Below are 13,752 nucleotides of genomic sequence, written 5' to 3' on the forward strand. Positions count from 1 at the left end.
GCGATTCGCCTTTTTCGGAGTATTCCGCATATCCCCGTCGATCATGCCACATACGGCACCCGCGCGTACGAAATCCCGGGTGTCGTGCCGGTGAACAGGCGGTGAATCTACCCCAGGTCCACCGTCCTGACCTGCAGAGCCGCTGGACCCGTGGGACGGGCCCCCGTCGCGCACCCCCGACACGGCTGCGCCCCACGCCCCTCCGGGGCGGCGGGCGCCGTACATTTCAGGGATTCTCCGTCAATTCAGGATTCTCCGTCATCAACCGTCCGAGGGTCCCGCACGTCAGGAGCCGGCGCAGTGGAGCTGACCAGTACGTCGTTCCTCACCACGCTGATCGTCGTCACCGCGCTGGCCGTGCTCGGCGCGCTGCTCCTGTGGAACCGGGTCCCCGGTCCGGGCTGGGTGCGCTGGCCGGCCCGGCTGGTGATGATCGCCCTGTGCCAGCTCACCGCCATCTGCGTGGTGGCCACCTGGATCAACGGGAGCTACGGCCTGTACTCCTCCTGGGACGATCTGCTGGGCACCGACGCCGGGCAGAACGACTCCGCGATGACCGGTCCGCCGCCCGGCCGGGCCACCTTCACCCTGGGCGGCGACGGGACCCGCAGCACGTACTTCCGCGGCTCCCGTTCGAAGCTCGCCGGCCAGGTGATCGTCTGGACTCCCCCGGAGTACGACGCCCCGGGCGCGGACCGGACCCGGTTCCCCGTACTGATGCTCCTGCACGGTTACCCCGGCTCGCCGCGCAGCTGGATCGACGTCGGCGGCATGCCGGGGGCGCTGGAGGAGCTCGTCCGGCTGGGCGCGGCCTCCCCGTTCATCCTGGTGATGCCCGAGCTGTACCCGGGCGGGGTGAACACGGACTGCACCAACACCCCGCGGCGCAAGCTGGCCGACTGGCTCGCGCGGGACGTGCCGGAACTGGTCGCCAAGAAGTTCCGCACCCTTCCCGAGCCCGCGGGATGGGGCCTGATGGGCATCTCGACCGGGGCGTTCTGCGCGGCCAAGCTTCCGCTCCAGTACCCGCGGGTGTTCCGGGCGGGCGCCGCCCTGGACCCCGATCCGCTGACCGGGGATCCGGACGTGCTCACCGATCCGGTGCTGCGGGAGCGCAACAGCCCGATGTGGCTGGTCGCGCACACGAAGAAGGCGGACGTCGGGCTGTTCCTGGCTACTTCCGCGCAGGACAAGGACAGCCCGGTGCCGCAGCTGGCCGCCTTCGCCAAGGCCGCCGAGGGCTCCGGCGTCCGGGTCAAGACCCTGGTCCGCCCGCAGGGCGGCCACAACTTCCAGACCTGGACCGGGATGTACCCGGACGCCCTGGGATGGCTGAGCACGGAGATCTCCCCGCCGCGGGGCCCGTAGGCGAAGGCCGCCGGCGGAGCCCCCTTACCGCCGCGCCAGCCGGACCGGCAGCGCCTCCACGCTGTTGCCGATGAAGCTGCGCTGGTGCGGGAGTCCGGCTTCGGGTACCGCCAGGTCGAGGTCCGGGAAACGGGTGAAGAGGGCCTCCAGGGCGGTGGTGGCCTCCAGCCGGGCGAGCGGGGCGCCGACGCAGTAGTGGGCGCCGTGGCCGAAGGAGAGGTTGCGGGCCGCGGTGGCACGGGTGACGTCGAAGCGGTCGGCGTCGGGTCCGTGGAAGGCCTCGTCGCGGCCGGCCGCCGTGTAGCCGGCGAGGACCGGGGTGCCCTGCGGGATCACCGTCCCGCCCACGGTCAGGTCGCGGGTCGGGTAGCGGAACGGGAACCAGCTGACCGGGCCGTCGAAGCGCAGGGTCTCGTCGACCACGTCCGACCAGGTGGCCTTCCCTTCCAGGACCAGCGCGAGCTGGTCGCGGTGGGTGCACAGGGCGCGTACGGCGTTGCTGATCAGGTTGAGGGTCGTCTCGTGTCCGGCGACCAGCATCAGCCGCATGGTGCCCGTGAGTTCGGCCTCGCTGAGCCGGTCCCCGTCGCCGTCGCGGGCCGCTATCAGGGCGCTCGTCAGGTCCTCGCCCGGGGCGGCCCGGCGGGCGGCGGCGATGGCGCCGATCAGCTCGACGAGCTCCCGCACGGCCGCCATGACCTCGGCCGGGGTGGTGTCGGTCGCGATGATGACCGTGTTCGACAGCTCGTGCAGCCGCCCCCGGTGCTCGGGATCCACCCCGAGCAGTTCGCAGATCACGCTCATCGGGAGCGGGAGCGCGAAGTGCGTGCGCAAGTCCGCGACCCCGTCGGGGGCTTCGGCGGCCGCCCGGCCCAGGTCGTCCAGCAGCGCGGCCGTCAGCTCCTCGATCCGGGGGCGCAGCCGCTCCACCTGGCGGACGGTGAAGGCGTTGCCCACCAGGGAGCGCAGCCGGCGGTGGTCGGCGTCGTCCGCGGTGTGCATGCCCTGGGCGTTGGCGAAGACCCGCAGCGGCCAGTCCGGCGCGATGGTGCCGTCGTGCAGGGCCGGGAAGTGCCGGGCGTCCTTGGCCACGTCGGGGTGGGCGAGGAACTCCTTCAGCGCCTCGTGCCCGAGGACGACCGCGCCCGGTACACCTCCGGGCAGGACCACCTCGGCTACGGGGCCCTGGGCCCGCAGCCGGGCGTTGAGGGCGTGCGGGCAGCCGCCGGCGGGGTCGATGACGTGCGCGCGTGCGTGATCGGAGGACAAACCGGATCTCCTGACGATATGGACGGATCTCGGCCAACAGTGCGGCCTGGGGGGCGGGTTGTTCAAGTCCTGCCCCGCCCCGTCCAGGAAAGGGGCACCCGGACGCCCCGCCGGCGGCGCCGCGCCGCGGCATCGCTCCGCCACGACGCGCCGCGCCGTTCCGTCCCCGCCGCACGCGGGCGCCGTAGGGTCGCCGCCATGACGGAGACAGCGGGGCGGCGGACGCTCGAAGGCAAGGTCGCGCTCGTGGCCGGGGCGACCCGGGGCGCGGGGCGGGGCATCGCGGTCGAACTGGGCGCGCGGGGCGCGACCGTGTACGTGAGCGGGCGCAGCACCCGCGGCCGGCGCTCCGAGTACGACCGCCCGGAGACGATCGAGGAGACGGCCGAACTGGTCACGGCGGCGGGCGGCCGGGGCATCGCGGTGGTCGCGGACCATCTGGTGCCCGCCGAGGTCGAGGCGCTGGTCGGCCGGATCGACGCCGAGCGGGGCCGCCTCGACGTGCTGGTGAACGACATCTGGGGCGGAGAGCGGCTCTTCGAGTGGGAGAGCACGGTCTGGGAGCACGACCTGGACAACGGACTGCGCCTGCTGCGCCTCGCGGTGGAGACCCACGCCGTCACCAGCCATTTCGCGCTCCCCCTGCTGCTGCGCGAGCCGGGCGGGCTGGTGGTGGAGATGACGGACGGCACGGCGGAGTACAACGCGAGCCGCTACCGGGTCTCGTTCTTCTACGACATCGCCAAGTCGGCGGTGCTGCGCATGGCGTTCGCGCTCGGGCACGAGGTGGGACCGCGCGGGGCCACGGCGGTGGCGCTGACTCCGGGCTGGCTGCGCTCGGAGATGATGCTGGACCACTTCGGTGTCTCCGAGGCGAATTGGCGGGACGCCCTGGAGAAGGTCCCGCACTTCGGCATCTCGGAGACCCCGTTCTACGTGGGCCGCGCCGTCGCGGCGCTGGCGACCGACCCGGAAGTGGCCCGCTGGAACGGCCGGTCGCTCTCCAGCGGACAGCTCGCCGGGGTCTACGGCTTCACCGACGTCGACGGCAGCCGGCCGGACGCCTGGCGTTACATGGTCGAGGTCCAGGACCCGGACCGTCCGGCGGACGCCACCGGCTACCGCTGATCCGCGCCGGGGGCGGGGCGGGGGCGGGCGGAGCGCGGGCGGGCACGCCCCCGCGCGGGCCCGCGCCCGCGCCCGGTCAGGCCAGCGGGGCGAAGAAGCGGGCCACGTCCTGCGCGGTGACCTCGCCGAGGGTGGCCGGGGACCAGCGCGGGCTGCGGTCCTTGTCGATGACCTGGGCGCGGATGCCCTCCACCAGGTCGGGCGAGGTCAGCCCGTGGCAGGAGACCCGGAACTCCTGGTCGAGCACCGCCTCCAGATCGCCGAGCGCGCCGGCCCTGCGCACCGCCTCCAGGGTCACCTTGAGCGCGGTCGGGGACTTGGCGAGGATCGTCTCGGCGGCCTCCTTGGCCGCCGGGTCGCCCTGCGCGAGCAGCCGCTCGACGATCTCCTCGACGGTTCCCGCCGCGTAGCAGTGGTCGATCCAGCCCCGCCACTCGGCGAGCCGGCCGGGCTCGGGGGTCGCGGCGTGGCGTGCCAGTACCTCGTGGGCGGGGGCGAGCGCCAGGTCGGCGGTCAGCGCGGACAGCCGGCCGGCGGGTACGAAGTGGTCGGCGAGCCCGCACAGCAGCGCGTCCGCGGCCGACACCGCCGACCCGGTGAGGGCGAGGTGCGTACCGAGCAGGCCCGGGGCCCGCGCGAGCAGATGGGTGCCGCCCACGTCCGGGACGAAGCCGATGCCGGTCTCGGGCATGGCGACCCGGGAGCGTTCGGTGACGACGCGGACGCTGCCGTGGGCGGAGACGCCGACCCCTCCGCCCATCACGATGCCGTCCATGAGGGCGACGTAGGGCTTGGGGTAGCGGGCGATGTACGCGTTGAGGCGGTACTCGTCGCGCCAGAAGCCGGCCGAGGCCCCGGTCCCGGCCTTGGCGTCGTCGTGGATCGCCCGGATGTCCCCGCCGGCGCACAGCCCCCGCTCGCCCGCACCGCGCAGGAGCACCTGGTCGACGCCCGGATCCCCCTCCCAGCCGGTCAGGGCCTCGGTGATGGCCAGCACCATGGGGTGGGTGAGGGCGTTGAGGGCCTTGGGGCGGTTGAGGGTGATCATCCCGGTCCGGCCCTCGACCGAGCACAGCACGGCGTCCCCGGGGCTGTCGGCTCGGGTGGCGGCGCGGGTGTCAGCGCGGGCGGCGTCTTCGGTGTTCACACCGGCCAGTATGAAGGGCGAGGAAAACGCCGCGCGGGCGGCCGGGTGGGAGGCCCGCCCCCGCGCGCCCCCGCGCGCCCCGGGGCGGCCCGGGGCGGCCCGTCCGGGAGACCACCGGGGCCGAGCGACTGACAAGCGCCAGCGCGGGGTACACAATCGAGCGACTGACGTCGGGGGGCGCTGATGGGCCGCACACTGCGGGTGGGGTTACCGGTACTTCTGGCCGGTCTGGCCGTCTGGTACGGCTCGTACTACACCACGATCGTGGTGTGGGAGCTGCGCAAGCTCCTCTCCTGGCTGGCCGTGCCCCTGCTGGCCTTCGCCCTCGTCGGGCTGCCCTGGCTGCTCGTCCGGACCGTTCGGCGGCGCCGGAGCGACGCGGGCGCCGCGGCGGGCGAAGGCGGCGCGGCGGCGGCCGTCGGATGTCTGGCCGGCGTGCTCGGCCTCGGCCTGGCGGTGTGGTGGCTGGTGTACGGCGCCTACCTCCAGGACCGCGCGTACATGCACGACGTACGGGTCGTGACGGAGGCGGTGCCCGAACTGTCCGCCCGGGCGCCCTACGTGGTCGGGAAGGCGCAGGCCGCGCCCCATCTCGGCGACGTCACCGGCGAGATATCCGACATCACCTACCTCCCCGACTCGGACCGGTTCGCGACGCTGGTCGAACGGCGCGGCTGGCTGTCCGGGTACGAGGTCGGGCTGGTCCAGGACGTCCCGCTCGGCGGCAACAGCCGGACGCAGGAACGCTGTTCGTTCGACGTGGAGAAGGCGGACGCCCGGATCGGCGGCTGGTTCGGGCACAACCTGGGCCGGAAGATCTCGGCCGAGAGGCGCTGGGTCCGCTTCGACGCGGGCGACGCCTACGTGACCTGCTCGGACGGTGTCCCGGTCGTGGCCGTCCCGCTCAAGCGGCAGACCGGAACCCTGGTGGTGACCGAACGGCCCGCCGGACTCGCGCTGTACGACGGGCGGACCGGCAGACTCACGATCACCGAGGACACGACCTCCGTGCCCGGACCGTCCTATCCGCTGAGTCTCGCGGCCCGGCAGCGGGAGGGCACGGCCGCGGTCGGCAGTTTCGCCGACTGGTGGTACGAGCGCAGCGGTTGGGACGCCTCCGAGGACGGCGCCAACGAAGGCAACGAGTCGGAGTTCACCCTCCAGTACCGCGACAAGAGCGGGCGCAGCGCGTACGTCACGCCGCTGACCCCGCAGGGGGAGGCCAGCTCGGTCGTGGCCGTCTCGACCGTTCCGACCCGCCACCGGGGCGGCGGGCTGGCCCCGATGACCATCCACCGGCTCAGTCCGACGTGGTCGTCGCCGAAGGCGCTCGTCGCCCTGATCAAGGCCGAGTACCGGGACGTCTGCTGCTACAACGACGACAGGGTGTTCGAGCTCGTGCCCACCGGAGGCAGCACCTGGACCGCCACCGTGGGCAGCGAGCAGAACATCCGGTACCGGGTGGAGGGCCGGGGGCAGGTGGACGGCCGGGAGGCGACCTGTCTGAAGGCCGCCGACGGCGGACTCATCCGGTGCGCGTACGCGGCGCCCGGCTCGCCGGAGGAGCAGGAGCTCCAGCGCCGGGAGCGCGAGAAACAGAAACCGAAGGAGGACGGGGCCGCGGCGCCCGGCGGCGACCTCACCGGCTACACCCCCGAGCAGCTCGCCGAACTGCAACGGCGCCTCTCCGAGGAGGTCGTGCGCCGGCTGAAGGAGAAGACCTAGCCCCGGCCTGGGCCAGGCCTGGGCTAGCCCCACCCAGATCTAGCCCGACAGGACCGCCAGGTATCCGGCGAGGGCCGCCGCCGTGTCGGCGAGCGGGAAGCGGGCGGCGAGGTAGCCGTCCGGGCGCACGACGAAGCCCGTCGGGCCCTCGGGGCGGTAGAGCCGGGCGAACTCTCCGGCCGCGTCCCGGTACACGGCGACGGTCAGGGCCTCGGACGCCGCGGGCGCGGCCTCGCGGGCGAGGACGGCGACGGTCCGCGGACCGGTCCCGGGGAGCGGGCCGCCGGTGGCCCCCGGGGCGGAGGGGCCCGCGGAGGGGCCCGCGGGGACGTCCGCCGGGGCGGTCGCGCCGCCGTCGGACGGCGGCTCGGTACCCGCCGTCCGGATCCGCTCGGCGGCGTCGGCCGCCCGGGCCAGGACGTCGCCGTCGCCGTCCGCCGCGTACAGCAGCACCACGTGCCCCGTGCGGCCGCGCAGGACGTCGAACAGGCGCGAGGAGTAGGCGGCGATGGACTGGGTCAGCCCCGCGCAGTCCGGGGCCCGGTCGCCGGGCCGGGGCGCGCCGGCCGGCCCGGAGGAGGCCGCGGAGCCGGAGGAGCCGGAGGAGCCGGGGGCGAGCGGTCCGCCCCGGTAGCCGACGAGCAGCTGGGCCTCACGGAGCATCAGGGTCTCCGGGTCCTCGGCGTCGGCTTCCATGCCCTGCCTGGCGTGCCGTACGGTCCGGCCGACGACCTCCTCGCCGACGGGGCGGCGCTCGGCGTCGTAGCCGGCGACCAGGGCGGGCCCCGCCGCCCCCCGCAGGACGAAGGCGAGCTTCCAGGCCAGGTTGCAGGCGTCCTGGATGCCCGTGTTCATGCCCTGGGCGCCGGTCGGCGGGTGGATGTGGGCGGCATCGCCCGCGACGAAGACGCGTCCTTCGCCGTAGCGGTCGACGATGCGGTGGCTGATGCGGAACACGGAGGACCAGCGCAGTCCGGAGAGGGTGGCCGGCTGCGGGGCGAGGCGGTCGACGACGGCCTGGATGTGGGGCAGTCCGGGCACGCGCGCTCCCTCCGCCGCGCCCGCCAGGCCGTGCGCCACGCCGTCGCCGTCGCCGTCGCCGTCGACCGGCGCGGCGGCTCCGTGATTCCCCGCGGATCCCCGGCCGGACTCCGGCCCGGCCTCCCGGGCGGCGAGTTCGGGCGGGACCAGCATCGACATGCGGTAGCGGCCCTTGCCGGGCAGCGGGATGCAGACGAGCACGTCGTCGGTGGAACCGTCCTCGGCGCGGTGCGTGGACCGCAGGCCGTATCCGTAGGGCAGGTCCCAGTCGGCCACCACGTCGGCCAGCATGTACCCCTCGGCGAACGCGTCGCCCTCGAAGCGCAGGCCCAGCCCCTTGCGCACGGTGCTGTGCGCCCCGTCGCAGCCGATCAGGTAGCGGGCGCGCAGCTCCTCCCCGGCGCCGGAGGCGGTGCGCAGCCGGGCGGTGACCCCGTCCTCGTCCTGGGTGAAGGACAGCAGTTCGGTGCCGCGTTCGATGACCGTGCCCAGGCCGGCGACGTACTCCTCGATGAGGCGCTCCGTCTCGTACTGCGGCAGCGCGGCGAATCCGTACGGCACCTCGGGAGGCAGCACCAGGTCCACCCGCGCCTGCTGGCGGCCGTTGACGTAGATCAGCTGTCCCCGCATCGGAAGCGCGGCCTCCAGGACGGTGCGGGCCAGCCCCATCCGGTCCCACACCTCCAGCGTGCGCGGCTGGATGCCGACGGCCTTCGCGTACGGCAGGCGGGCCGGCAGCCGGTCGACGAGACGGCAGCTCACGCCGTGCCGGCGCAGTTCGGCGGCCGCGCTCAGTCCGACCGGCCCGGCGCCCGCGATCAGCACCTCGGTCGTACCCGTGGCGTCGGTCGTGGCGGTCGTTCGCGCGTGCGCCACGGAAACCTCCCAGCGCCCGGCCCCGGTCGGGGCCCGGTCAGGTACGGGGCCCCGTGCGGACCCCTCACTCCATGGTCGTGCGGGGGCGCGCGGGAGGCGAGCCGGGCCGGAGCGCCCCCGTCGGATCCCGGCGCCCGGCGGGATCCGGAAGGGAGGCCCGGGCGTGCGTGCCCGGGGTGTGTCCGAAGGCCCGGCGGAAGACGTCGATGAACGCGCTGGCCGAGGACCATCCGCAGCGGTGCGCGACCGCCGTCACGGGGGTGTCGACGGCCAGCAGCCGCAGCGCCTGGTGCAGGCGCAGCTGCGTCCGCCACTGCGGGAACGTCATGCCGAGCTCGGCGCGGAAGAGCCGGCTCAGCGTCCGCTCCCCGGCTCCCGCTCCCGCGGCCGCCGCCAGCGCCGCCAGCCCGCGGGGGTCCGCCGGATCGGCGTGGAGGAGGGCGCACACGGCGGCCAGCCGGGGATCGGCGGGGGCGGGCAGGTGCAACGGCTGCAGGGGCGAGGCCCGCACCTGGTCCAGCAGCACCCCGAGCATCCGGCGCCGCTCCTCGCTGCCGTCCTCGGGGCCCCTGGTGTAGGCGAGGATCAGCTCGCGCAGCAGCGGGCCGACGGCGAGCACGGCGGGGGCGAAGAGGGAGAGCGGGTTCTGGTGGGTCGGCAGGCCCACGCAGTGCAGGTCGACGCGGCCGAACGCGCGGTGCTCGTGCACCGTGCCTGCCGGGATCCACAGGGCGCGGGTGGTCGGGGCGACCCAGGTGCCGGCGTCGGTCGTCACGGACAGCACCCCGGAACCGGCGTAGCAGATCTGGTGGTCGTCGTGGTGGTGCGGATCGATGCCGTGGTGGGTGTCGAGCTCGCGGACGCTCGTCGCCGCGCGGGGGGTGTGGCGGATTTTCTGCATCACCCGGCAATTTATCGGAAGCGGGACGCACCGGGCGAGGGCGATTCTCGTTCGGTGACCTCCACGACACCGGTTCCGACCCCCCGCGCCGGGCCTTCGGCCCCGCCCACCCCTTCGCCCCGCCCTCCCGCACGGCTCCGCACGGCCGCCTTCTCGGCGGGCCACTCGTGCGTGGACGTCTACCAGGGCGCCGTCGCCGCGCTCGTCCCCTTCCTCGTCTCGGAGCGTTCGTACGGCTACGCGGCCGCCTCGGGCATCGTGCTGGCCGCCTCCCTGCTCTCCTCCGTGGTCCAGCCGCTGTTCGGAGCGCTGACCGACCGCCGGCCGACGCCTTGGCTGATCCCGCTGGCCACGGCCGGCGCGGGGCTGGGCGTGGCCCTGGTCGGGCTCGACGCCGGGTACGCGGCCACGCTGGCCGCCGTCGCCCTGTCGGGGCTCGGCGTCGCCGCCTACCATCCGGCGGCCGCCCGGCTGGTGCGCGTGGTGGGCGGCTCCGGGCACGGCGCGATGAGCTGGTTCGCGCTCGGCGGCAACATCGGCTTCGCGTGCGCTCCCCTGCTGGTGGTCGCCGCGCTGGCGCTCCCCGGCTCCGCGGGGTGGTGGCTGCTGGCCCTCCCGGCGGCGCTGGGCGTGTTCCTCAACTGGCCACCGGCCGCGGCGCGTTCCGAGACCGAGGCCGGGTCCGGACCGGTACCCGACCGGGGCACGGCGGACAACTGGCGGGCCTTCCTGCGGCTTTCGCTGGTCGTCGTGGTCCGCTCGGTGGTCTTCATGGGGCTGAGCACCTTCATCGCCCTGTACGTCCGCGAGCGCGGTGGCGGTGAAACGGCCGGCGCGGTGGCCCTGTTCGCCCTCTTCGCGGGCAGCGCCGGCGGCACCCTCCTCGGCGGCCGGCTGGCCACGCGCTGGGGCCGGGTCACCACCGTCCACCGCGCCTACGCGGCGGCGGTACCCGCCGTAGCGGGTGTCCTCTTCCTCCCGCTGCCGCTCGTGTACGGGTGCGCGGCGCTGGCCGCCGCCGCCCTGTACGTGCCGTTCTCCCTCCAGGTCACCCTGGGCCAGGACTACCTCCCGACGCGCATGGGCACGGCGAGCGGGGTCACCCTGGGACTGACCGTCAGCATCGGCGGCCTCGCGAGCCCCGTCATCGGCGCCGCGGCAGACGCCACGTCCGTGGGCACGGCCCTGGTCCCCCTGGCCGCCCTCCCCCTGCTGGCCTGGGCCCTGGCCCGCCGGCTTCCGGAGCCCGCCTAGGGTCTGTGTGATGTCGTGATCAGTCGGCGGTCTTCAGGAGGTCGTCGATTCAGATCATTGCGGCGCGGAGGTGAACGCCTGCGAGGTAGCTCTCGGGGGACTTGTCGTAGCGCACGACGCCGTCGGTCGCGCCCTCGACGTACCTCCGAGGACCGCCACGCCCCGTCCCCCGAGCCCGGCGTCTAGCCCCCTGCGCTCGGCCCTGCGGGCACGCGCGCGCCCGCCGCCACCTCGACGCACACATCACACGGCCCTTGTGCGACGAACACATCACATTTCTGCAACTGTTCAGAAGGTTCCCCGCTGTTAGCCCAGCGCCCTGCTTGGCTGGGCCAGCACGGCGAACTCCCTTGGTGCAGTCCCTCGTTCACTGTCGCCCCGGCCCGCCGCTGGGCCGCGATTAAGGAACTCCATGCGATCACGCGCATTCTCCGTCCCCCTTGCCACGGCCGCACTGATCGGTGGCGTGACACTTGGCGCAACACCGGCCCAGGCGGCAGGGGAAGACTGCCCGTCCGATTTCGTGTGCCTCTACGAAGACACTGGTTACAACGGTCTCAGGCACGACTTCCGGGGCAGGCTGGGCGCCATCCAGTTGAACGCGGTCCTGAACGGGATGGCGAACGACCGGACGTCCTCCATCGTCAACAACACCAACCTGGTCGAGCGCTTCTACCAGAACTACGACCAGGGCGGGAAATACATCAAGCTGTACCCCGGATGGGCCGCAGCCGACCTGCGGAGGGTGACGATCTACAACGCAGACGGCTCCTACTTCGGCGTAAACACCTTCAACGATCGCATCTCCTCGTTCAACGGGTCGTACAACTAGGGCCCGTGTGATGCCGTGATCAACTGCTGGGTTCTGGCCTGTTCGAGGCGTGGAATCCGGTACGACTGTGGTCGTGACGCGTAGGCAACTCACTCATGCCCAGTGGAAGTTCATCGAGCCGTATCTGCCGATCGGTAGGTACGGGCCGTATCCGGAGCGGTTGCGGCAGCAGTTCGAGGGGGTGATCTGGCGGTTCCGCTCCAGTGGGCAGTGGCGGGAGATGCCTGCCGAGTTCGGGCCCTGGGCCACCGTCTACGGACGCTTCCGCGTCTGGCGGGACGCCGGTGTGTTCACGGCCCTGCTGGAGGGCCTGATCGCCGAGGGTGACCGGGCGGGAAGAACGGACTTGTCGCTGGTCAGCGTGGACTCCACCACGGTCCGCGCCCACCACGACGCCGCGGGGATGCGCGTCAGCAAGCACCTCATGAAGGCCCTGGAAGAAGCCGGGCAGGAGCAGGAGACAGCCCGACAAAAGGGGGCGGCGCGGAGGAACAGAACGGACAGGACGAACGCCGGCGCATCCGGCGAAAACACAAGATCCGCCTGACCGAAGCCCTGCTCGGCCGGTCCCGGGGCGGCCTCACCAGCAAGATTCACCTCGCCGCGGACCGCCAGTGCCGTCCGCTCACGCTGGTCCTGACCGCCGGGCAGGCCGGGGATAGCCCGCAGTTCATCCCCGTGCTCGCGAAGGTGAGAATCCGCCTGCCGGTCGGCCGTCCCCGCACGACGCCCGGCGCGGTCGCCGCGGACAAGGCGTACTCGTCCCACGGTAACCGCGCCTACCTGCGTAAACGCGGGATCAAGGCCGTCATCCCAGAAAAGAAGGACCAGGCCGCCAACCGCAAGAAGAAGGGCACGCAAGGCGACCGGCCCATCAGCCACGACGCCGACCTCTACAAGGAACGCAACACCGTCGAACGCCTGATCAACAAGCTCAAAGCCTGGCGAGGCATCGCCACCCGCTACGACAAAACCTCGGACAGCTACCTCGCCGGCCTCCACCTCCGCGCCGCCATGATCTGGATCGACGACCTCCTCAAAACCGCCGACTGATCACGACATCACACACGCCCTAGTGCTGTGACCGGAAGGGTGCACCGGGTCGCGGCGCCCGGCACGGCACCAGAGGCCGTGTTCGACGGATCTTCGTACGTCATCATGTCCCGGGCGCACTCGACGCAGCCTTCGACGACGACCTCGGTGCCTGGCGTCGCGCCCATCCCGAGCTGACTGTTCGCCGCCCTGAATCCGTCGAGTCGCTCGTCTGCCACTCCAGCTTCCTGGACATGCCCACCCACCCAGCACTTCGTGATACTCACTCAATGAGCCTTTTCCAACCTCAGGCTGGCGCAAGGTGAAGCGCGAGGATGGCCTGGACGATGCCGGTGATGCGGGTGGTGCTGCAGCGGAGTTTCCGCAGGAGGCGCCAGGCCTTGAGGGTGGCCATGGCCTGCTCGCCGAGGGCGCGGATGCGGGCATGGGCGACGTTGACGGCTTGCTGTCCGGTGGAGAGGTTGCGGTGCTTGCCGCGGAAGGGCACCCGTACGGTGCCGCCGACGCCCTGGTAGCCCTTGTCAGCCCAGCAGGCCAGGTCGGCCTTGGCCAGGGCGTCGATGATCCCGTGGGTGCGGGCGGCCTTGATGTCGTGGATAGCGCCGGGCAGCGCGGCCGAGGCCCACAGCAGGCGGCCGAACGGATCGGTGAGGGCTTGGACGTTCATGCCGTGCTTCTTGTGCTTGCCGCTGCAGAAGGGCCGGTCGGCGGCGATCCGGTCGATCGGCAGCAAGGTGCCGTCGAGGATGACGTACGCCTTCCCGGCCGCGGCGCGGACCGCCTCGGCCAGGGTGGGGGCGAGCGCAGCCGGCAGCCCGACGGCCTCGACCACGTACCGGTAGGCGGTGGTGGTGCCGACTCCGAACCCGGCCGCGAGCTGGGCGTAGGTGTGCCCGCACCGCAGATGGGCGAGGGCGAACAGCGCCTGGCGTCCAGCGGTCAGGCGCCGCCATCGGGTCCCGCGCTCGTGGCGGCGAGCGCGCAGCTGCTCGGACAGCAGGCGCAGGGTCGAGGTGGACACGTCAATGCCGGACGGGTAGACAAGCACATGAAGCCCCTGGTGGAGACGGTTCTCTTGGTCGAAAACTCATCTACCAGGGGCTTCACCCGTCTGTCAGCCCAACTGCCCAGCGCACCCAACAGGTTGGAAAAGGCTCA

The 13,752-nt window shown here is 73.0% G+C and carries 10 protein-coding genes and 1 pseudogene; 6 read left to right on the forward strand and 5 right to left on the reverse strand.

The window, feature by feature from the left end:
• The first annotated feature begins 300 nt into the window (after positions 1-300).
• The gene (locus ACWF9Z_RS27855) at positions 301-1,368 is read left to right on the forward strand and encodes an alpha/beta hydrolase (RefSeq protein WP_453606282.1); all 1,068 of its coding nucleotides are present in this window, start codon (positions 301-303) and stop codon (positions 1,366-1,368) included.
• Between the two features lie 24 nt (positions 1,369-1,392).
• On the opposite strand, the gene ACWF9Z_RS27860 is transcribed toward ACWF9Z_RS27855, so the two are convergent.
• Positions 1,393-2,637 carry a cytochrome P450 family protein gene (locus tag ACWF9Z_RS27860; RefSeq protein WP_453606284.1) on the reverse strand — a complete coding sequence of 415 codons (1,245 nt, stop codon included), beginning with the start codon at positions 2,635-2,637 and terminating at the stop codon, positions 1,393-1,395.
• Between the two features lie 198 nt (positions 2,638-2,835).
• On the opposite strand from ACWF9Z_RS27860, the gene ACWF9Z_RS27865 reads away from it, so the two are divergent.
• Complete coding sequence (locus ACWF9Z_RS27865) at positions 2,836-3,765, forward strand: SDR family oxidoreductase (protein WP_453606286.1); 930 nt, start codon at positions 2,836-2,838, stop codon at positions 3,763-3,765.
• A 76-nt stretch (positions 3,766-3,841) separates the two neighbouring features.
• Here the strand turns inward: ACWF9Z_RS27865 and ACWF9Z_RS27870 are convergent, their stop codons facing one another.
• Positions 3,842-4,912, reverse strand: a complete 1,071-nt coding sequence (locus tag ACWF9Z_RS27870; protein ID WP_453606287.1) for an enoyl-CoA hydratase/isomerase family protein — start codon at positions 4,910-4,912, stop codon at positions 3,842-3,844.
• 183 nt (positions 4,913-5,095) lie between these two features.
• Between ACWF9Z_RS27870 and ACWF9Z_RS27875 the strand changes: the two genes are divergently transcribed.
• Positions 5,096-6,637: a hypothetical protein gene (locus ACWF9Z_RS27875; protein ID WP_453606289.1), complete on the forward strand. Its 1,542-nt coding sequence runs from the start codon at positions 5,096-5,098 to the stop codon at positions 6,635-6,637.
• A 39-nt stretch (positions 6,638-6,676) separates the two neighbouring features.
• Here ACWF9Z_RS27875 and ACWF9Z_RS27880 read toward each other — a convergent pair whose 3' ends face one another.
• Together ACWF9Z_RS27880 and ACWF9Z_RS27885 are read right to left on the reverse strand one after the other, a co-directional pair.
• The gene (locus ACWF9Z_RS27880) at positions 6,677-8,554 is read right to left on the reverse strand and encodes an FAD-dependent monooxygenase (RefSeq protein WP_453606291.1); all 1,878 of its coding nucleotides are present in this window, start codon (positions 8,552-8,554) and stop codon (positions 6,677-6,679) included.
• A gap of 64 nt (positions 8,555-8,618) precedes the next feature.
• Entirely contained in the window at positions 8,619-9,455 is an 837-nt protein-coding gene (locus ACWF9Z_RS27885) for an AraC family transcriptional regulator (RefSeq protein WP_453606293.1), read from the reverse strand.
• Positions 9,456-9,626: 171 nt separating this feature from the next.
• Between ACWF9Z_RS27885 and ACWF9Z_RS27890 the strand changes: the two genes are divergently transcribed.
• From ACWF9Z_RS27890 to ACWF9Z_RS27900, 3 genes and pseudogenes are all read left to right on the forward strand, one after another.
• On the forward strand, positions 9,627-10,709 hold the full coding sequence (locus tag ACWF9Z_RS27890; RefSeq protein WP_453606331.1) for an MFS transporter: 1,083 nt from the start codon (positions 9,627-9,629) through the stop codon (positions 10,707-10,709).
• 412 nt (positions 10,710-11,121) lie between these two features.
• Positions 11,122-11,541 carry a peptidase inhibitor family I36 protein gene (locus tag ACWF9Z_RS27895; protein WP_359950158.1) on the forward strand — a complete coding sequence of 140 codons (420 nt, stop codon included), beginning with the start codon at positions 11,122-11,124 and terminating at the stop codon, positions 11,539-11,541.
• 73 nt (positions 11,542-11,614) lie between these two features.
• Positions 11,615-12,594 (forward strand): annotated as a pseudogene (locus ACWF9Z_RS27900) (IS5 family transposase).
• A 286-nt stretch (positions 12,595-12,880) separates the two neighbouring features.
• Here the strand turns inward: ACWF9Z_RS27900 and ACWF9Z_RS27905 are convergent.
• Entirely contained in the window at positions 12,881-13,642 is a 762-nt protein-coding gene (locus tag ACWF9Z_RS27905; protein WP_453606294.1) for a transposase family protein, read from the reverse strand.
• Positions 13,643-13,752: the final 110 nt, after the last annotated feature.

The organism is Streptomyces sp. NPDC054961 (assembly GCF_053609145.1).

Excerpts from the sequence above, each read along its gene's own strand:
- ACWF9Z_RS27895 (WP_359950158.1), top strand. The coding sequence starts at position 11,122 with ATGCGATCACGCGCATTCTCCGTCCCCCTTGCCACGGCCGCACTGATC.
- ACWF9Z_RS27875 (WP_453606289.1), top strand. The coding sequence starts at position 5,096 with ATGGGCCGCACACTGCGGGTGGGGTTACCGGTACTTCTGGCCGGTCTG.
- ACWF9Z_RS27885 (WP_453606293.1), bottom strand. The coding sequence starts at position 9,455 with ATGCAGAAAATCCGCCACACCCCCCGCGCGGCGACGAGCGTCCGCGAG.
- ACWF9Z_RS27865 (WP_453606286.1), top strand. The coding sequence starts at position 2,836 with ATGACGGAGACAGCGGGGCGGCGGACGCTCGAAGGCAAGGTCGCGCTC.